At 60.1% G+C, this 20,693-nt stretch carries 8 protein-coding genes and 1 pseudogene; 1 reads left to right on the top strand and 8 read right to left on the bottom strand.

What is annotated here, in order from left to right:
• Positions 1-92: 92 nt before the first annotated feature.
• From nrfF to nrfA, 7 genes are all read right to left on the bottom strand, one after another.
• Positions 93-1,298, bottom strand: coding sequence for a heme lyase NrfEFG subunit NrfF (gene nrfF / locus OKC31_RS12380; RefSeq protein WP_270657040.1), 1,206 nt, complete (start codon positions 1,296-1,298; stop codon positions 93-95).
• Positions 1,295-1,885 (bottom strand): DsbE family thiol:disulfide interchange protein, encoded by a 591-nt coding sequence (locus OKC31_RS12375; protein WP_247822693.1) that lies wholly within the window; start codon positions 1,883-1,885, stop codon positions 1,295-1,297. The genes nrfF and OKC31_RS12375 overlap by 4 nt, the downstream gene beginning before the upstream one ends.
• Complete coding sequence (nrfE, locus tag OKC31_RS12370; protein ID WP_247822694.1) at positions 1,882-3,849, bottom strand: heme lyase NrfEFG subunit NrfE; 1,968 nt, start codon at positions 3,847-3,849, stop codon at positions 1,882-1,884. The genes OKC31_RS12375 and nrfE overlap by 4 nt, the downstream gene beginning before the upstream one ends.
• A 293-nt stretch (positions 3,850-4,142) precedes the next feature.
• Positions 4,143-5,096: a cytochrome c nitrite reductase subunit NrfD gene (gene nrfD / locus OKC31_RS12365; protein WP_247822695.1), complete on the bottom strand. Its 954-nt coding sequence runs from the start codon at positions 5,094-5,096 to the stop codon at positions 4,143-4,145.
• 87 nt (positions 5,097-5,183) lie between these two features.
• The gene (gene nrfC / locus OKC31_RS12360; RefSeq protein ID WP_103251173.1) at positions 5,184-5,864 is read right to left on the bottom strand and encodes a cytochrome c nitrite reductase Fe-S protein; all 681 of its coding nucleotides are present in this window, start codon (positions 5,862-5,864) and stop codon (positions 5,184-5,186) included.
• Positions 5,861-6,460, bottom strand: coding sequence for a cytochrome c nitrite reductase pentaheme subunit (gene nrfB / locus OKC31_RS12355; RefSeq protein ID WP_047439514.1), 600 nt, complete (start codon positions 6,458-6,460; stop codon positions 5,861-5,863). Before nrfB ends, nrfC begins: the two co-directional genes overlap by 4 nt.
• 53 nt (positions 6,461-6,513) lie before the next feature.
• Positions 6,514-7,950, bottom strand: coding sequence for an ammonia-forming nitrite reductase cytochrome c552 subunit (nrfA, locus tag OKC31_RS12350; protein ID WP_411956033.1), 1,437 nt, complete (start codon positions 7,948-7,950; stop codon positions 6,514-6,516).
• Between the two features lie 726 nt (positions 7,951-8,676).
• On the opposite strand from nrfA, the pseudogene OKC31_RS12340 reads away from it, so the two are divergent.
• Positions 8,677-19,362 (top strand): annotated as a pseudogene (locus OKC31_RS12340) (retention module-containing protein).
• A gap of 98 nt (positions 19,363-19,460) precedes the next feature.
• On the opposite strand, the gene glpC reads toward OKC31_RS12340, so the two are convergent.
• Positions 19,461-20,663 carry an anaerobic glycerol-3-phosphate dehydrogenase subunit GlpC gene (gene glpC, locus OKC31_RS12335; RefSeq protein WP_040069181.1) on the bottom strand — a complete coding sequence of 401 codons (1,203 nt, stop codon included), beginning with the start codon at positions 20,661-20,663 and terminating at the stop codon, positions 19,461-19,463.
• Positions 20,664-20,693: the final 30 nt, after the last annotated feature.

Raw genomic sequence — 20,693 nt, 5'->3', positions numbered from 1 at the left:
CCACAGGTGGTTTTTGACGAACTTCTGAAAGCAGCCTGATTTTTAATCGGGAATTGCACTTCGAAGTTGAATTCGCGACTTCAATCAAGGGGTTACCCGCCCATTATGCTTGCCGTCTGGATCGCCTCGATCAGCGCGGCCCGGTTGATGCGGGGTCGCTCGCCATCGAGCAGTTGCTGCCACAGCGCAATGGCCTGGCTGTAGCGGCCATGCAGAAAGTGATCGGAGGCGAGCAGCATCAGGGCGCTCACTTCCCCCGCGTCCTGCTTGAGGGCACTCTCCAGCAGGCGGGTTGCCTCGGGAGTCAGCTGCTGGCCCGCTCGGTAGTAGAGTACGGTCGCCTGAGCGGCCTGGGTCGCCGCGCTGGCACCACCCTCCAGCAGGGCGAGACGCTGATAGGCGAGCAGGGCGTTGTCATATTCGCCCCGATAGAGATAGAGCTGGCCGAGCGCCGCCCAGCTGTCGAGATCGGCGGGGTTGCGCTGAAGTTTCTGATGCAGACTCCCCAGCTCCTTGTCTTGCAGATCCCTCGGGCTCAACCCCGCCAGCGGATCGGGGCGCGACTGATAAGCCTGCCATGCCTGATAGCGGCCGGTGCTCAGATAGACAGCTGCAACGGCTACGCATGCCATGATGCCAAGCAGCAACAAGGCCCGCCCGTGCCGGTTATTGCGGCCGCGATTGTCATGCTGGCTGGCCAGTTGCGCACGCAGGGTCAGCTCAGCCGCCGGGATGGCGTTGGCCAGGCGGGCGGCGCTCAGCTCCCTGTAGAGTGGCTGGTCGGGGGAGAGGCCTGTCTGCTCCCCATGCATGATCAGCCAATTCAATTCGCTGCGGGGATCGGCCGCAGGTTGATGAATGGGTTCAATCATTGCTCTAACGACGGGGATGGCTTGTACCTTTGTGCGTGTCAGGCGGCGAAACAGGGTCAACAGCGCCAGCCCCAACAGCAGCAGGGGACCGCCCCACAGCAGCACCGTGCTGGCCTTGAAGGGGGGATCGTAGCGGACGAAATCGCCGAAGCGCTCCGTCATGCGGGCGATCACCAGCTCATCGCTCTGTCCCTCGTCCACCCAGCGGTAGACCTCTAGCCGCAGATCCCGGGCGATGGGGGAGTTGGACTCCACCAGGTTCTGGTTCTGGCACTGGGGGCAGCGCAGGGCGCGGGCCAGCTCTTGCGCCCGATTTTGCAGCTCGGGATGGCGAAACTGATAGGTATCGACCCCGCTGGAATATGCAGTGGCACTCAGTAGCATGCCGAGGGCCAGCAGGGCGCAGGCAAGAGAACGGCGCATCATGGCTGTGTCTCCCGAGCTGATATTGCAATAGCTGGTGCAGTAGTGGCGGCGTTCATTTGCGCGTCAGTTCGCGCCTTGTCGAGCAGAGGGGCAAACTGGCGTTGCCAGATCCCTTTAGTAAGCTCGCCGGTATGGCGGGCTAGCAGGGTGCCATCGGCATCAAACAGATAGGTTTCCGGCGTGCCGTAGACGCCGAGCTCAAGGGCCAGTTTGCCGTCAGGGTCGGCCAGCACAGCGCGATAGGGGTTGCCCGCCTGGATAAGCCAGGCGCGGGCGGCATCCCCCTTGTCCCGGTAGTTGAGGCCGTAGAGGGGGACTGTGCCCGCGAGCTCGCTGAGCAGCGGATGCTCGGCGCGGCAGTTGGCGCACCAGCTGGCCCAGACGTTAAGCACAAAGGGCTCCCCCTTGAGGCTGGCGGTCTGGATCGGACGTCCGTCCAGCAGATTGTCGCTCTGCCACGCAGGCAGGGTACGACCGAGCGTCGCCTCATCCTGGCTATATGGATTGTTGCCAAGGCCGAGCCAGAGCAGGGCGCCAAGGCCCAGGGTCAGCAGCAGTGGAAGAAAGAGGCGCAGGCGGGATCTCATAACGCCTCCTGTTCGAGCCGGGGATGGGAGGTGCCAACCGCAACTGGGCGGGAGGCAAGCAAGGGGCGACGGGCGAGCAGACGCAGGGTGCCGCCCGCCATCATCAACAGGCCGCCGAGCCAGATCCAGCGTACCAGCGGCTTGTAGTGCAGCCGCATGGCATAGGCATCTGGCCCCATCTTCTCACCCAGCACCACGTAGAGATCGCCGAGCATTCCCCACGCGATGCCGGGTTCGTTCATGTTTATGGTGCGCACGCTGTAGTGGCGCCGCTCCGGCGTCAGCCGCACCACCTCTTTACCGTCTTTATGCACGCTAAGCGTGATCCGCTCGGCGGTATAGTTGGGGCCGATCACCGGCTCGCGCCCCTCATAACGAAACTCGAACGCGCCGAGCTGGTAGGGGTGGTTGGCACTTAGCACAGTGCCCCCTTCCTGACTGTGGTGACTCACCTGCGCGATGCCAAGGGCGCACACCGCTACCCCGAGGTGGGCCAGCAAGCTGCCAAACCGATTGAGGGTGAACTCGCGCAGCAATGTCGGTTGCATGAGCGGGAGCAGCAGGCTGGCCATCAGCCAGAGGCTCACCATATTGGCGAGGATGCCAATCCAGCTACCGGAAAACGATCCCTGTTCCAGATAGGTAAGGCTAAGCAGCCCGCCGCCAAGCAGGCCAAACAGCGGCGGTAACAGAGCGTTTAGTCGGGAATGTGCCGCAAGCTGCTGCCAGCGCAGGCGCGGCAGCTGGGTCATCAGCCCCATCAGGCAGAGGGCCAGCGGCACGAAGATGGTATTGAAATAGGGGGCGCCCACCGAGAGCGATCCCAGATGGAGCGACTGGAACACCATGGGGTAGAAGGTGCCGAGCAGCACGCTGGCGCAGGCCACGCAGAGCAGCAGGATGGCGGCGCCGAGCAGCCCCTCCTTTGACAGCAAGCCAAAGCGGGCGTAGGGGGCGCGAATGTCCGCCCGCAGGGCAAACAGGGTGAGGGCGCAGGTCAATAGCAAGCCGAGCAGCAACAACAGGGTGAGGCCGCGGCTGGGGTCCACCGCAAAGGCGTGCACCGAGGTGAGTATCCCGGAGCGCACCACGAAGGTGCCGAGCAGGCTCAAGGCGAAGGTGAAGATGGAGAGCAACAGCACGGCGTGGCCGTAGGCGCCGCGCTTCTCGCAGACAATCAGGGCGTGCAGCAGAGCGGTGCCGAGCAGCCAGGGCAAGAGGGAGGCATTTTCCACCGGATCCCAGAACCACCAGCCGCCCCAGCCGAGCTCGTAATAGGCCCACCAGGAGCCCAGCACGATGCCGGCGGTGAGAAACACCCAGGAGCCGAGCGCCCAGGGTCGGCTCCAGTGGGCCACGGCGCCATCGAGCCTGCCCGAGTGCAGCGCCGCCATGGCGAAGGCGAAGTTGACCGCAAAGCCGACGTAACCGAGATAGAGCAGGGGTGGGTGGATGATAAGGCCCATATCCTGCAGCATGGGGTTGAGATCACGCCCCTCCAGCGGCCCCGGGAACTGGCGGTCAAACGGGCTGGAGAAGATCAGGGTATAGAGGCCGAACAGCCCGACGATCAGCCCCATGATGGCCAATACCCGGGTGCGGATGAGCGGATCGACCCGCTTGGAGCAAAGTGCCACCAGCGCGCCCCACAGCCCCAGCGCAAAGACGAAGAAGAGCATGGAGCCCTCGTGGCCACCCCATACCGCCGCCAGCTTGAAGCCAAGAGGCAGGGCGCTGTTGGCGTGCTGGGCCACATAGACCAGAGTGAAGTCATCCTGACCAAAGCAGCTGGCGAGCAGCAGCAGGGCGGCCAACAACAGGAGCGCGACCAGGAGGGCCAGCGGTGTTGCGCAGCCGAGCAGCGGGCGTGAAGCGAGCCGCAGCCCCAGCCAGGGCAGCAGCCCTTGCAGCAGGGCGAGCCCGGTCGCCAGCAATAGTGAGAGATAGCCGAGCTCCGCCAGCACATGACCTCCAGTCAATTATTCGTCTATGTTATGCCGCAGCGTCTGCACCGTACCGGCGCTGGGGGATAACATCCACATTCCTGGCAATAAGCAATCGCAACAAATAAGCGCCAATCACCCGAGGGTGGCTGGCGCTTATCCCCAGCTTTCAATAACCGATTCACGATCCGTCGTGAGAGGTCGTCAGCAAGGTAAAGAGCAGCGCAGGAACCGGAGTGTATGTTAATACATGAGGATTCCGAGCAGCACATGAGCCTTGATCACGGCCTCGCAACAGGAGCGTGAACCGGTTTTTAAACTACCGTCATCTGGCCGGCATAGAGCACGAAGTAGCGCAGCAGCAGGATCCCCACCAGGGTCAGGCTGCAGACCAGCACCAGATGGCCGTTGCGCTCCCGCAGGGGCGCCGGGGTCAGCAGAGCCAGCAGCTGGGGCAGTAGCATGCCGATGCCCACCACCCCGACCCAGAACACCTGAGCCCAGAAGCCGCTGCCGATGGCCGCCCACATCGCCACCTCTTTCTGACCGCCACCGAAGTAGAGGCCTGTAAAGAAGCAGACCAGCAGCAACACCTCCACCGCCAGCACCGGCCGCTCGAAGCGATGCACAAAGCTCACCCCCTGGCTGTGATGGTTCTCCTTGAAGATCGTCACTGCCAGCAAGATGGTGGAGGCGATACCTGAGCTGATGCCCGAGACCAGAAACAGCACCGGCAACACCGGGTTGTTCAGGAGCGGATAGGTCTTGAGCGCCGAGAGCAGAAAGCCGGTGTAGGCCCCCAACAGCACGGCGAGCAGCAGCAAGAGCGGCGCCAGCAGCCGCTCGATGCGGGCAAGCCAGCCAATCAGCCCATCCACAAAGGCGAACTTCTCTTGCAGCAGGTGACTGCGCAAGGTCTCGATCTCGGCCCGAAATACCACCGCCAGCCAGGCGAACAGCACCGCCATATAGAGCTGAAACAGCATGACCCCCATCGACATCACTGAGTCGAACTGGTAGTGGAGCATCAGCTTCCAGAAGGTCCAGGGGCGGGCCAGGTGGAAGATGAGGATAAGCAGCCCCAACACGACGCTCACCGGCGCCAGAATGGCGGTCGCCTTGATGATGCCGCTCTCGCTGCCGGCCCCCTTGCGGCGCAACAGCACCGAGAGGGTGGTGGCTCCGGCGGAGATGCCGAGCAGGAACAGGTAGATGGCGATCGGCCAGTCCCAGACAAGTGAAGGGAAGTGAAATGCGTCATGCAACATGATCCATTCCTCCTTCTGTTGCTTCGGTAGATGGCGATCGGACAAATCCCCAGACAAGGGAGAGGAATTGAAATGCCGCTTGCATGGTCATGAGGTTATCTCCCCTTTGGGCACGCGGTACATCTTGGGCGAGGTGCCGAGCGCCTGCTTGTAGCGATAGGTGGTCTCCTTCACCAGCCGTTGGGCGATGGGGCTGTCCGGATCATCCAGATTGCCGAACACCAGCGCCTTGGTGGGGCAGGATTCCACGCAGGCCGGCTCCTTGCCCGCCGCCAGGTTGGTCTTGCGGCAAAAGTCGCATTTGTCCGCCACTCGGGTGACCGGGTTGATAAAGCGCACCTGATAGGGGCAGGCGGCGAGGCAATACATGCAGCCGACGCAGAGATCCGCGTCGACATCGACGATGCCATCCTCCTTGCGAATATGGGAGGCGCCGGTGGGGCAGACGTGGACGCAGGGGGCGTTGTCGCAGTGCTGGCAGGACTTGCGAAAGAAGCGGTACTCGGCGTCGGGAAATTCCCCGATGGGGCTTGAGCGGATGATCTCGAGGCGCGAGACCCCTTCTGGCACTTTGTTCACTTCCCGGCAGGCATCCATGCAAGCGGTACAGCCGATGCAGGCCGTCTCATCGTGGATCATGCCATAGCGGACCCCGTCTATGGTCTGGCTGTGGGCAAGGGGGGTGGCAAGGGTGCGAGTCGGCCCCGTCATCATGATAAGGGCCCCTGCGCCCATGCCCGCCATAAAGTCACGGCGAGAGCAGCTCATGATGCCTCCTTGCCGGTAGCCGGTTTGGACTGCTCCTGCCGGGCCTTGCTGGCCTCATGTTGCTTGCTGTGACAGTCGACGCAGAGCTTGATGCGGGATTTTTCCGGGATCGCCACCATGGGCTCCTTGGCCGGATGCAACTGGTGACAGCTGGTGCAGGTGAGCTTGGTGGCGTGCACGTCGTGGGCCCAGAGCGCCTCGCGCAGCTCTTTAGGCTCGTGGCAGCTCATGCAGACTCCATTCTGCTCGCTGATGGGATAAAGCTTGATGCTCTCTTTATCCTTCAGGCTGTGGCTGAAGCGCATCACATCCTTGACCCCTTCCCGGTGCTGGGGGGAGGGCTGGCCGTGGCAGTTGGTGCAGGTCACCGGTTTAAGGTTGTTGGGATTGGTCGCCTGACCATGCTTGCCGTGCATCCCTTCGCTCTGCTCCTTGTGACAGTCGGTGCAGGCCTTGTCGGGATTGCGTAAAAATTCCACCTCATGTGTAGCTGGAACAGGGGCTGCTGCCGGCTCGGCCGCCTGACCCTGCAGGCTGGTGAGCAGCATGGCTGCCATCAGCATCAGTCGTAAAAAATCCATCGTTAAATCACCCATAGGAAGCCTCCATCCGCTGAGGGCCCGACTTGGCGCCGGACCCGCAGGCGCCGTTACTGTGCCAGCCGTCCGGCTGCTTTGGCCTCGGCATCCCAGGCGGGGACCGTGGTCTTGAGGAATTGGGCCTTGTCGCTGTTGAACTGCTTCATATCCATGCCAAGGGCGGCTTGCGCTTTCTCCTTGGTGGAGATGTCGGGGATGGCGATCTCGTGGCTGATCCCCTTGCTGGCCAACAGGCGCGCCAGCTTGGTGCGGGCGTCAGCGGCTTTATCCAGCGCGCTGCCAAGTACCTTGAGGGCCACTTCGGGGGCGTGCATCTGCACCCCGTGGGATGCGATGGCGTAGTCCCAGCGCCACTGGGCGTGACGGATGTCCTGCAGAATATCCTTCATCTCAGCCTCGGTGGCGCCGGCATCCCAGGCCGCCTTGGCTTCAAAGTGGGCGTGTACCAGCTGCTTCTCGACCTTCAGCTTGGTTTCGATTACCGCCTCTTTGCGCTGCTTGACGATCCCCTGCAGCATCTCCTTGCTCTGGGTATGACAGTTGCGGCAGGTCTGCTCGAAACGATCGAAGGGGTTCCCCACTTTGTGATCCGTGTAGACCTTGCCCTGCTCGTTCTGCACCTTGGGCATGTGGCAATCGACACAGGCGACGTTGTTCTGGCCGTGAATGCCGGCGCGCCAGGTTTCGTACTCGGGGTGCTGGGCTTTCAGCATGGGGGTTTTGGAGAGGGCATGAGTCCAGTCGGCAAAGCCGATTTCATCGTAATAGGCCTCCATCTGCTCCACCGTGGTGCCCTTGTCCCAGGGAAATTTGACCGCCTTGGTGGGGCCGCTGAAGTAGTACTCCACGTGGCACTGGCCGCACACCTGGGACTGCTGATCAAAGCGCCCCTGCTCCTTGAACTGCTTGCCGATGGCTGTCATGGCCCGATCGGCATAGGGACGGGAGAGGTGCAGGGCCGGTTTGCCCTCCTTGAACTCCTTCGAGGCGGTGTCGTGGCAGTCGGCGCAGCCGATGGTGTTGACTACTTCCGGCCCGCCCTTGGCCCACATCCCCTTGAAGTAGCCATCCTCACCCTGCTCGTCGATGACGCGGGCCACATCCGGGCCTTTGCAGCTCCAGCAGGCCATCGGCAGCGGGCCATCTTCGGCTGTCTTGGGGGCGCCGGTACGCAGGGTTTCCCGCACGTCGGTCAGCGCATAGAAGTGGCCCCGCGGCTTGTTGTAATCCTTGGCGAAGGGGTAACCGCCCCACAGCACCACCATATTGGGATCTTCCGCCAGCGCGTCGGTGCGCTCCTTGCTCTCGCTGGTGGCTTGCCAGCTGGTGAACTGATCGGCGTGATCCTTGGCGAACAGCTCGCTGCGCGCCTCTATCTTGCCATTGGTGGTTGCGTCATCAGCCAGTGCCCAGCCGCTGGTGCCAAGGCTGGTAGTCAGCAGCAGGGTGGCGAGGCCCAGTTTGATATGCCTGTGTTGTGAACCCACGTTTATCACTCCCAGATAAATGTTTTGGTCTCGTCTGACCCGTTCCATCTTGGTGTGGATCTTCCCCCCGTTGGGCGGGGTGGGCAGACATTCGCTTGCGGGTGAATAAAACCGCGCAATATATGATTGCTCGAGGGTTACCCTAACAAATAGGTAAATTTAATGATGATTTATCGGAGGGAGAGTTGTGCCAGATCAATTGGCGCACAGGATTGATCGCTGAAATGAGATCTGGATTAAATTTTATGGAAACTCAAATTCTTGTTAACTGCCGAGCATTCGATGGCAGGCGTTTGAACAGTACAGTTGCGTACTGGCACTTTTTGCTGCTGATCCTGATTGCTGCCGTATTGTTCACATATTCTGGCAATGTCTTATGCTAATAATTGACTGAATATGCAATTTTGCGGTGTTGTGGTGTGAGCTTTTGACCTTCGGATTATGATCCATTTATTGAAGCTGCAGTGGATTTATCGTCAAACGACAGAAATGGTCACATGAAGTCTGATAGACCTATTAATAAAGGTGCTGTAATTGGGTTCATCCAAATCTCTTTTTATTAAAAAGGGCCTGTTAGATGCACAATCTTGTAAGTTATGGCCATTTTATGGCAATCATTGTCGAAAATAGCGAAAAGATCCACTTAGTCTGGTGCGGTATGATTATTGAACAGACAAGTACCCTGTAGGTACTGATGTTGGTGGTTAAGGTTTTGCTGGAGGTTGTATGGCTGAGTTGCAAATTGAAAAGTCCACGGTGATCTCCCAACTCGAGGGCTCCGTGTTTGTCATCAGTGCAGATGGATCTGTCATACGAGCAAAGGTGGGGATGGCATTGCAGCCGGGGGACCGCCTGCAAACTGCCCAAGGGGGCCACTTTCAACTAGCCGAGCCGGGCAGTGAGCCTGCTGGTGAGCAAGATATGGCCGCCCAACCTGAGCCTGCTGTTGATGGACAACAGACCGATCCGGAACTGGCCTCGTTGCAGGAGGCGATCCGTCAGGGTATTGACCCGACAGAGCAGTTTCAAGCGGCGGCCGCCGGTAACGCAGCCGCTGCGGGCAATATCGGTGGTGTAGCAGGTTCCAGCTCGGGTGGATTTGTGGTGGTCGATCGTACCAATGACGCCACCCTGGCCGAGGCCGGTTTTGATACCGACCATGCGGTGCAACCTGTTGGCGATGAGCAGCTGTTTTCCGAAGAGCGTGATTTCTTTGCCGCCATCACCATCACCGAGCCCCAAACAAGCGACAACATTATCAACGCCGATGAAGCGGCTGGTGTCATCATTCGTGGTGTGGTGGATGATGTGGAGGTAGGCCAGCCAGTCACCGTCACCCTTATCGATCAGGCGGGCAATTCACTGACGGTGACGACTGTGGTACTGCCCGGCTTGGTGTGGGAAGCCAATTTTGGCGATGTGACCGGCAAGCTGGTGGATGGCCCGTTGCAGATTGTGGCCAATACCCAGGATCAGGCTGGCAACAACGCCAGCGACACCGGACAGACTCTGCTCGATACCATCACCACCATTACCCTCGATCTCGCCGATGAGAGCGACACCGGCGCCAGCCAGACCGATGATCTGACCCGTGACAATACCCCGCTGCTGGAAGGGAAGGGGGAGCCCGGCGCCACCGTCACCCTGAGCCTTGGCGGCAGCGTGCTCACCGTCCTGACGGTGGATGCCGCCGGTAACTGGCAATATCAGCTGCCGCAGACCCTGGCCGATGGCCAGTACCAGTTTCAGGTCAATTCCGTGGATATTGCCGGCAACCGCGCCAGCGATACCCTCGTTATCAATGTCGATACCCAGGCCTTTATCGATATCGATGATCTCGATACCACTGCCCTGTTTGGCAACAGCAGCGCCACCCTGAGCGGCTCCACCAGCAATGTGGAGGCAGGTCAGAGTGTCACCATCACTCTGGTCGACAGCAATGGCCAGCCGCTGCTGACCACCTCGGCACTGGTGGGGGCCGATGGCCGCTGGCAGGTATCAGGTCTTGATCTCTCCGGTATCAATCAATCCTTTGAAGTGCGTGCCAGTGTCACCGATCTTGCGGGCAACACTGCCAGCGATGGGGCGCCGCTGATCGGTCAGAGCGAAACTCTGACGCTCTCCGAAGCCGGATTGGCCGAAGGCCCGATCACCGCGACCGGCAGTCTAAATACCGGTGCCGGCCAGGATGGCAATCTGCAAGTCCAGTTTGCTGTTGATCAGAGTGCCTTGGAAGGGCTGGGGCTCGTCAGCCATGGCGCGCCTCTTGGCTACACCATCAACGGTCAGACCCTGACCGCCAGTGCCGGTGGGGCGACTGTCTTCACCCTGACCCTCAACAATGACGGAAGTTACCGCATCGTCTGGAGTCAGAGCCTAGATCACGGTCAGGACGCGTTGCGCCTGCCGTTCAACCTCGAATATCGCGACAGCGACGGCGATCTGGTGAAGGCGCCGCTGGTGATCAATCTGGTGGACAGCAATCCGCCCAACTTTGACGTTGATCTCCCGCCCATTACCCTGACCGAAGATGCCTTTATCAACGGTGCTGCCGTAGTGGGTGAGAGCCGCTTTGTGGTCAAACACACCGCCGATCCTCTGCTGGTGGATTCGTTGGTGTTCAGCAATCAGAACAGTACCCTGACTACCCTCAATGGCTCGGGTCTTGCCAGCGATGGTCATCCGCTGACCTTTGAATTTGCCGATGATCGCACCTTGGTGGGTTACTACCTGGATGGCAGTGGCCAACGGGTGGAGGTGCTGCGCGCCGAATTGAAGGCTGAGCAGCAGGGCAGCGATCTGGCTGGGCGGGTGGTGGTCACCCTCACCGGCCCGCTCGATCATCAGGGTAGCGACACGCTTTCCCTCGGTTTGCAGGTGAGCGCCAACGAGATCGATGGCGACAGCACCAGCGCCAACCTAACCCTGACCGTCAATGATGGCAGTGATCCCGCATTGGGCATCGACAAGGGGGTCGCCCTGCAAGAAGGGGGCAACCAGAGTATCGATGGTCAGCTGCCGGTGACGGTGGGGAGCGATCGTCTGGTCTCCCTCAACTTTGAGGCGAGCCAGCCGGCGTTGGCGGGGCTCACCAGCCAGGGCAAGGCGACGACTTACGAGGTTCAAGACAACCAGCTGATCGTCAAGGATTGGCAGGGCAAGACGATCCTCACTGTTACCATCGGGCTGGATGGCAAATACAGCGTCTCCCTGACCGGGGTGTTTGACGAGCCGGAAGCGACCAACAGCCTCAATCTTGGCCTGAAGGTACAGGGTTCAGATTTTGACGGCGACAAGAGCAATCTCGGCACCCTCAATATCACCATTACCGACGGTGCCTTGCCGCAGGTTAATCCTGTCTCCCTCACGCTCACCGAAGATAGCAACTGGCAGCAGGGCCAGACTCTTAACGGCGATCTGACTATCACTGCGGGCAGCGATCCGCTGGCCAGCATCACCTTCGATGCCAATCAGCCGGGGCTGCAAGGGTTCACCTCGGGCAAGCAGGCCGTGACCATCACGGTGGCCGATCATCGTATCGAGGGGCGTACCCCAGATGGCAAGCTGGTGTTTGAGCTGACCCTCGGTAACGATGGCAAATACAGCTTTACCTTCCATCAACCGCTGGATCAGGGCAGTGCCGACAGCCTGCTCAAGGCGGGCTTTACCCTGCTCGACAGCGATGGTGACAAGGTTTCCTCCACTATTACCGTGGCGGTGGGTGATGGTGCCAATCCGACCATCTCCGCCGTGACCGGCACCACCATTACCGAGATGGCGCAAGGGGAGACGGCTGCCATCAGCACTATGAGTTTCTCGGTCGCGCACGGCAGCGATGCCCTTGACCCCAACTCTCTTGGTTTTGATATCGCCACCATCCAGAGCGCCCTGACCGGACTGACCAGCCATGGCAGCCCGATCAGTTTCTCCCTTGATGCCAACGGCCAGCTGGTTGGCTCCACGGCAGATGGTCGCGAGATCCTGCGCGCCGAGCTGAGCCTGGTCGATAACAACGGCAACTGGAGCGTCACCGCCAAGGTCACCCTGAGCGGCGAGCTGGATCACAAGGGGAGTGAATCCCTCAACCTGCCGCTTGCCGTCACCCTGGCCGATAAGGATGGCGATCGCATCGGTACCACGCTGCCGCTCACCATTGCGGACGGCAAGGCGCCGAGTTTTATCCCGGGCACTGGTGTAACCCTGGATGAGGGAAACCTCACCGGCGGCAACAGCTTGAGTCAAACCGGTCACTTCGATGTGCAAGCCGGGTAGGATCGGGTGGTGGAGGTGGTGTTTGCCGATGGCAGCGAACAACCTGCGCTGACCGCATTGGGTAAACCGGTGCAGTACGAGCTGGTGGATGGTGACCCGCTGATCCCCGGCAGCCAGCTGCTCAAGGGCTATGTGATGGTGGATGGCCAGCGGGTCGAGGTGTTCGAGGTCAAGCTGGTTGGCAGCCTCGATCAGGCTGGCAAGAACGGGTTTGACTATCAGGTCACCCTCTATCAGGGGCTTCATCAGGGCGGCAACGCCGTGACCGAGCTGCCCATCAAGGTGATCGTCAACGACTACGACAAGGCGGGCGGCAACAACGACAGCACCAGCGGCACCCTCAATATCCAGATTGGGGAAGGGGAGAAACCAACCCTGACCCTGACCGATGTAACCCTCAATGAAGGGCGCTTCGATGGCGCTAACTCGACCACTGATGACCAGCAGACGAGCGGCAAGATCACCATCAAGGCTGACTCGGATCCGGTGACCGATGTGCGACTGACCCTCTCCGGTCAGGTTATGGATGCCAGCGGCAAGCCCATTACCCACAATGGCGAAGTATTGACCTGGAAAGCAGTTGGCACGGATGGTCACACCTTCCAGGCAGTGACCAGCTCTGGTCTGGTGGTGATGACGGTGTCCATCCCCACTGTGCCAGCCAGCATTGCCGCTCATACCACTGCAACCATCGACTTTCAGGTAACGGTGCATACCAACCTGGATCACGGGGCGGACAACAAGCTGGAACTGAATCTGCCGGTCGAAGTCACCGACAGCGATGGCAGTAAAAATCAGGGAACCGCCACTGTCACGGTGACTGATGGCATCAACCCGATCATATCCGCTATTGAACCGGTTCGGGTCGAGGAGTCTGACCTCGATGCAGTGAACGGTCAGCATCCGGGGACCACACCTGCAGGGAGTGGAGAAACCGATAGTGGCAAGGTGACCATCACTGCCGGTTCGGATCGGGTTGCCTCCCTTGAGCTGGATGTGGCTGCATTCAATCAGGCCAATCACCTCACGTCGGGTGGCAAAGCGGTTACGCTGGCGGCACACAGCACCGGCTGGTATCTGGCTACGGCCGAGGGGGGCAAGCCCGTTTTCTGGGTCCACCTCGATGTTAACGGCAGTTACAGCGTCCATCTGGTAGGCCAGCTTGATCACGATGCACAGGGCAAGGATGAGTTGACCATCGAAGTGCCGCTGTTTGTCACCGATCATGATGGCGATCGCAGTCCGAATGTCAGTGTGACCGTGACGGTACAAGATGACATGCCTATCGGCACTGTGTTGGCACATACCCTGAGCGAGGGGGGCAGTACCGTGACCGGCGATCTGCTGCTTACTGCCAATGAAGGTGCGGATGGTGCCCGCGTCGAGTCGATTACCATCAATGGCCAGACGTACGCCATCAATGGCTCTTTGATACAAGATGTGATGAGCCCCGATGGCAAGCAGGTGATGGGAACCCTGACCATCTCTGCCGATGGATCCTACTCCTTCAAGCCTGCGGCCGGTTTCAATCACGATGCAAGTCAGCTCAGTCAGGTGGTGACAGCCCATCTGGTCGATGGCGATGGCGATCGTGCAGACAGCACACTGACCCTCAATCTGCAGGATGAAGCGGTGCGCTTTAACGTTAGCGCAGCCATTGGTAACGAAGAGCAGGGGGCGCAAGACCCGAGGCTGGGTATCCCTATCAACATGCAGCTCGATATTGGCGATTTCGATCGCGGTGAGCATGTGGATCAGTTGCTTATCCAGGCGCCTGCCAATGCCCATGGCACCTTCTATTACAACGGCGTTGCCCTCACCACCACGGCTGATGGCAAGTGGTTTATCGTGCCGCCAGCGGCCATGGTGACCAGTGATAATGTTCACTACACCACTCAGGGGGTGACCTTTGTGCCTTCAAGCAACTGGTCGAGCTGGAGCAATGGCGGTCAGCCGCTGCACTTCCAGGTGCAACTGCAGGTCGGTGTCACCGAAGGGGCTGCACCTGCGGCTGTAACGGGCGATCTGGCTGTGACAGTGCGCGGCGTGGCCGACAAGCCGATGTGGGACACAGCCAACACCACTCGCCACTATGACACCAATGAAGACAGCACGGGTATCAAGCTGGACGTCAAGGCGAGCCTGACTGATACCGACAGATCCGAGACGTTGACCTATCAGATCAAGCTGGAAGCGGGCAAGGGAACCCTGATGCTCAACGGTGCCGAGCTCAAGCCAAATAGCAGTGGCATCTACACCGTTTCGGCAGGCAACATCAACAAGGTGACTGTGGTTCCGGGCAAGGATTTCAGTGGTGACATCAAGCTGTCGGTGACGCCGATCAGCACCGAGAAGAACCCGATCGCTCAGGGTCAGGGTACGGCGCAGGGAGACAAAATTGATCTGGTGATCAACGTCAATCCGGTGGCCGATGACGCCAAGCTCACCGTGCGTGACATTCAGGGCAAGGAAGACACCCTGCTCGATCTGGGCAGCAAGATTGCCCTTGCTCATCTGGGTGACAAACTCGATGGCTCCGAACAGATGCTTGTCCGCATCAGTGGCCTGCCTGACGGTGCAACCTTGTTGCTGGGTGGTTCCGCCGTTGCACAGAACATAGCCGGTTACTATGAGGTTCCTTTTGATCGGATTGGCGAACTCAAGCTGCAGCCGCCGAAAAACAGCAACGTCGATTTCGACCTGACCATCAAGGGGGTGGTGAAAGACACGGCGACCTTGACCGATGCCAACGGCCAGACCCATACCGTGGTGAATGAAAAGGAGACCGGCTCCCAGACCCTTCATGTGGATCTGGTGGGGGTGGTGGATCAGCCCCATTTCGAGCTTGGCAATACCGGCTGGGAGGCCGAAGGGACAGGCTATGCCACCACAGTGGGCGAGGATGGGCGGGCGCCGCTGAACTTTACCCTCATCTCGGGCGAGTGGGTCGATACCCCGCACGATACTTCCGAGAGCCTCAACGTGGTGCTGCAAGGGCTGCCGGAAGGTGCTCGGGTCTTTGATGCCAATGGCAAGGAGCTGACCCTCACCTTTGCCGGACTCGACGCCCATGGCAAGCCGACCTATCAGGTCGATGTCTCCGATTTTGGCAACCTGCTTATTCAGCCGCCCCATAACAGCACGGCGGATTTAAACCTGATCGCCAAGGTGGTGGTGACCGAGAACGATGGCGACCACAAGAGCTTCGAGGTGCCGCTGCATATCAAGGTGGAACCGGAGATTGACGCCACCGACTACAGCAAGACCAGTCATGGCCTGGAAGATCAGTTCACCGTGCTGGACTGGTATCCGACCCTTACTGACGGCGCTGAGAAAGTCACGGCGCTGAGTCTCTCCGGGGTGGAGGATGGCTACCAGATCTGGCTGCGAGTCGGCGGTGTCGAGAGCCAGCTGACCGTGGTCAGTGGCAAGGTCACCCTGACTGCCGCCCAGCTCGACAGCCTGCTCAACGGGGGGCAACTGCTGGTGAAGGCGCCGGAGGATAGCGATCGGGATACCACTATCCAGAGCCATGTTACCGTGACCCAGCATGATGTGGATTCTGGCGCGGTGGCCGAGAAGGTGATCGATGGCAATCTGCATGTCGATATCCAGGCCGTGGTGGAGCCCGATGGCGTGCTGACCCAGAGCGGTGGAGCTCTCGTGGGGCAGAGTGGGGCTGATATAGACCTGAGTGGACGCTTCATCTTTACCGACCTCGATCCTTCGAGCGTGGAGGAGATCGACTATCTGGTGATCAACCTGCCGGTGTTGAACGGTGGTGCAGGCGATCAGTTCGTGGTGGTTGGTGGTATCAACAACGGTAACGGCAGCTGGATCGTGCCGGCGGGCAATCTCGGTAGCTTCAAGCTGCATGCGCCGGACGGGTTTGTCGGCAAGGTTCAACCGATCCGCATCGATGCCATGGTGATCGACCGGGGCGATGATGGCGATGCAAGTGCCCATGTCAAAGTGAGCCTGGAAACCAGTGCCGAATTTGAAAACAAGCCAGTGACGCCCAAGACGCCGGCGGCGACTGTCGATATCGACGACAACGCCGTGCTGGTGGGCAAGGAGGATATCCGGGTTGATTTTGGTCAGCAGCTCAAAGGCGTGATCCATATCGGCGCCGCCGATCAGGCCAGCGACGAGGTGACCATTGTCCTCAAGGGGTTGCCGGCGGGCGTCACCATCAGCGGCGCCGAGTACAACATCTCGACCGGTGAATACGTCATCAAGGTGCCACCGTCACTGGCGGGCCTGGAAGGGTTGACCCTCGGCTTGCCGCAAGACTTTGCCGGTTCGCTCAATATCGAGGTGAAGGTGGTGAATACCGATACCGCCAGTGGCGATATCAAGGTTGACAGCAGCACGGTACGGGTCGATGTGGCCCCCGTGGTCGATGTGAATGGTGGCCGTGGCGAGCATCCGGAACTGACACTGACCGTGCAGGACACCAACCAGGACGGACAGCCGGACAATCTGGAAGATAGCAAGATCCACCTCGATCTCTCGGTGAAACTGGCCGATATCAGCCCCTCCATCGCGGGTGGCGGCCTCGAAACCGTTGAGCGGGTCACCATCACGGTGGATGCGAAATATGGCTACTTCCTCGACGGCAGTGGCAAGCCGGTCAACACCCTGGTGGTCAACGACGTGGCTGCCCTCAAGGATTTGGTGTTTGTGCCCAAAGAGCACTTCAGCGGTCAGGTACCGCTCGACATCAAGGTCGATATCGTCGATACCGCGCTGGTCGGTGGCCAGCAGGTGACCGACCGCGGCAGTTGGAGCGGCCAGGTCGGCTTTGAGGTGAGACCAGTCAACGATCCGGCCCAGCTTTCGGTGCACAGCGTCACGGGGAGCGAGGATGGCACGGTCAACCTTGCCGGATTTGGCGCTACCCTAATCGATAACGATGGCTCGGAGCAGATCGTCGCGCTGCAGATCAAGGGGGTACCGGATGGCTTCACCCTGTCGGCTCCGGCGGTCAACAATGGTGGCGGCGTCTGGCAGATCCCGGTGGGGACCGATTTCTCCAAGCTGACCCTGATCCCGCCAGCTGATTTCAGCGGCACCGTGGATCTGTCGCTGAGCGCCTTTACCCTCGACAAGGGGCTCACCATTCCGCTCGAAACCAGTGGCAGCTTTACCGTCACCGTCAATCCGGTGGGGGATGCCCTTATCGCCGACATTCAGGGTCAGGCGAACGGTACCGAAGGGGATGTGATTACTCTGGATCTGGGGCTGGAGACCCGGGATACCCAGCCAACCGGCGGCAGTGCGGGTAATGTGCATGAGAACAAGCCCGAGCAGGTGCGGGTCACCATCGAAGGGGTGCCTGATGGTGCCGAGATCCGCTTGCCAAATGGCGTGGCGGGGACGGTTGTTGATCTGGGTGGCGGTCGTTGGCAGGTCACTACCGAGGGCGGCAAGCTGGGTGCAGTCGAGCTGGTGACCAATGATGCCAACGGTGCACTGGATCTCAAGATCACCGCCCAGAGCCTCGACAACGGCGCGCTTGGCCCCGAGGTCAATGGCACCATCCATGTGGAGGTGAGTCCGGTCAACGATGCGCCAATCAACGTATTGCCAACGACCCCTCAGGTCGCGCAGGAAGATCAGCCTTTTGTCATCCACGGTTTGCAGGTGAAAGATGTGGACGCGGGCAACAGCCCCATCAAGATCACCCTCTCGGTGGAGCATGGCATCCTGACGCTGCCTGCTGGCAGCGGCGTGACGGTGGTCGGCAACGGCACCGGTTCGCTGGTGCTGACCGGCACGCTGGCCGATCTCAATGCCTTGCTCTCTGGTGGGGTCACCTATCAGGGCAACAGTGATTTCTACGGCAATGACGCCCTGACCATGGTCACCAACGATCAGGGGAACACGGGTAGTGGCGGGGCACTCAGCGATACCGATGTGCTGCCCATCGAGGTGCAGCCGGTCAATGATGCGCCGGTCAATCAGCTGCCTGGCAGCATGACGGTGAAGGAAGATGGCTCACTGTCGCTCTCCGGCGTCAGCGTGAAGGATGTGGATGCAGGCAGTGCGCCTGTCTCCATGGTGCTGCGGGTCGAGCATGGTGTGCTGACCTTGCTGGGTGCAACCGGTGCCGTGATGGTGCAGGGGGCGGGTACCAGCGAGATCACTCTGGTGGGGTCGCTGGCTGATCTCAACCAGTTGCTGGCAAGCAACCTGCATTATGAACCGGCCAAAGATTTCTGGGGAGAGGATACCCTTACCGTCACTACCTCCGATCAGGGCAACAGCGGTGCGGGCGGTTCTCTGAGCGACACCGATCAGGTGACCATCACGGTCACTCCCGAGCCGGATATGCCGGGTCTGACGGTGGTTCAGCATGCGTTCCATGCCTTGCAGGGGGCCGTTATCCCCCTTGGCATCAACGCCAGCGTGGTCAATCCGGCCACCGGCGAGCTCTCCATCCGCATCAGCGGCCTGAATGGGGCGCAGGTGCAGGACGAGCATGGTCAGAGCGTCGGTCATGCCGATGGCAATGGCGACTGGCTGATCCCGGCCGATCACTCGGTTCCGCTCTACTTCAGCGGTTTTGGTGACGGTGACCATGTGCTGGGGATCAGTGCCGAGTCGAATGTCGGCGGTTCAACCGTCAGCACGCCCCTTGAGACCATTACGGTGCACGGCCAGAGTGGTCATGAGCTGGTCGGTTCCGATCAGGGGGATTGGCTGTTTGGTTCCTCCGGCGATGACCGTCTATTGGGGGGCCATGGCAACGACATTCTCACCGGCGGGGCTGGCAGCGATCTCTTCGTCTGGCAGCAAGGGGATGAGGGGAGTCAGGGGCTGCCCGCCATCGATACCATCACCGACTTCCATCCGGAGCAAGGGGACAAGATCGATTTGGCTGATATGCTGCAAGGGGTCACTGGCAATGGTGTCGATGATCTGCTCAAGCATCTCTCCGCCTCGGTGACCACAGGGAGCAATGGCCTGAGCGATGTGAATCTTTCGGTTTCCCCCGCGGGTGATGGCCAGATAACCCAACAGATCACCCTGAAGGATGTGGACCTGACCAGCTGGAATCTCACCAGCACCTCGTCCCACGATATCCTGCAGAGCATGCTGGAAGATCAACATAGCCTGATCATCCAGCACCCCTGATAGCGAGCGTGAAGCGTAAAAAGAAGAGCCGGCAATTGCCGGCTCTTTGTTTATCTCTGCGTGGATTGTTTTTATGCGGCCGCAAGGGCCGAGGGGATTCAGGCCAGCGCCTGGGCCAGCAGGTGGATCGGATGTTCACAGCGGAAGCTGGTGCTCATCTCGATCTGCCATTTGCAGGTCTCGCAGTCGGTGATCACCAGATCGGGGGAGAGGCGGTTGATTTGATCAAATAGCCCCTCGCCGATGGTCTGGCTGGTCTGGTAGTTCTCCGACTTGAAGCCGTAGGTGCCGGCGATGCCGCAGCACTGGGACTCCAGTACCGTCACCTTGACCCCGGGAATGGCGCGCAGCAATTCGAGGGTGTAGATGACGCCCCCCATCTTCTCCATGTGGCAGGGGGTGTGGTAGGCGATGTGCAGATTGAGCGGCTTCATCGCCGGTTTGTTGCCCTTGTAGAACTCGTTCCACAGGAAGCGGGTCACCAGCGAGATGCGATCTCGCACCTTGTGGTTGTCCTGCTCCAACAGGTGGGGATATTCATCGCGCAGGGTAAAGCCGCAGGTGGAGGAGGTGGCCAGCAGCGGCATCTCGTTACCCAGCAGGGAGTTCTCCATCTGCTTGATATTGAAGGCCGCCTGTTGCTTGGCCTTGTCCATGAAGCCGTTGGCAATCAGCGGCACGCCGCAGCACTTCTCCCGCTCCAGCAGCTGCACACCGATGTTCATGGCGTTGAGCACCTGTACCAACTCCTTGCCAAGCTGAGGATGGTTGTAGTTGACATAGCAGCCGTGGAAATAGGCTATTTGGCGCTCATAACGGGCCTGCGCTTCTTTTTGCTTCTTGTACCAGCCGCGGAAGGTGCCCTGGGAGTATTTGGGCAGATCGCGGTGGGATGAGACCCCCAGCGCCTTGTCCAGCACCAGCTTCATCGGCTTGAGGCCGGTGGTGAAGTTGACCACCGGGGCCATCAGGGTAGACATGCTGCCCATCAGATCGGTGTGAGAGAGCACGAACTCGCGGATCCCCGGTTTGAAACCGCTGTACTGGTGTTTGGCCTTGGCGATGATGTCGCCGATGCGCACCCCGCTCGGGCAGGCCACTTCACAGCGTTTGCAGTTGGTGCAGTGCTTGAGGGCGCTGTCAAAGAGCTCCGGGCTTTTGATCCGCAGCCGCTCGCCATCCGGGCCCGCCTGTTTCGGGCCGGGGTAGGCGGGGTTGGCCTTGGCCACGGGGCAGTAGGCGGTACAGACGGTGCATTTGATGCACTGATCGAAAGTTTGGTTGGCGTGATCCAGTAGCATGTCAGTTCTCCTCCCGGCGATGATGAAGAC

Source organism: Aeromonas sp. Y293-4 (assembly GCF_027705905.1).
In the GTDB taxonomy this organism is placed as follows: domain Bacteria; phylum Pseudomonadota; class Gammaproteobacteria; order Enterobacterales; family Aeromonadaceae; genus Aeromonas; species Aeromonas veronii.
The sequence above is the reverse complement of the archived record's forward strand: the minus strand, read 5'-3'. Positions and strand labels throughout refer to the sequence as shown.

Excerpts from the sequence above, each read along its gene's own strand:
- nrfF (WP_270657040.1), bottom strand. The coding sequence starts at position 1,298 with ATGATGCGCCGTTCTCTTGCCTGCGCCCTGCTGGCCCTCGGCATGCTA.
- OKC31_RS12375 (WP_247822693.1), bottom strand. The coding sequence starts at position 1,885 with ATGAGATCCCGCCTGCGCCTCTTTCTTCCACTGCTGCTGACCCTGGGC.
- nrfD (WP_247822695.1), bottom strand. The coding sequence starts at position 5,096 with ATGTTGCATGACGCATTTCACTTCCCTTCACTTGTCTGGGACTGGCCG.
- nrfC (WP_103251173.1), bottom strand. The coding sequence starts at position 5,864 with ATGAGCTGCTCTCGCCGTGACTTTATGGCGGGCATGGGCGCAGGGGCC.
- nrfB (WP_047439514.1), bottom strand. The coding sequence starts at position 6,460 with ATGGGTGATTTAACGATGGATTTTTTACGACTGATGCTGATGGCAGCC.
- glpC (WP_040069181.1), bottom strand. The coding sequence starts at position 20,663 with ATGCTACTGGATCACGCCAACCAAACTTTCGATCAGTGCATCAAATGC.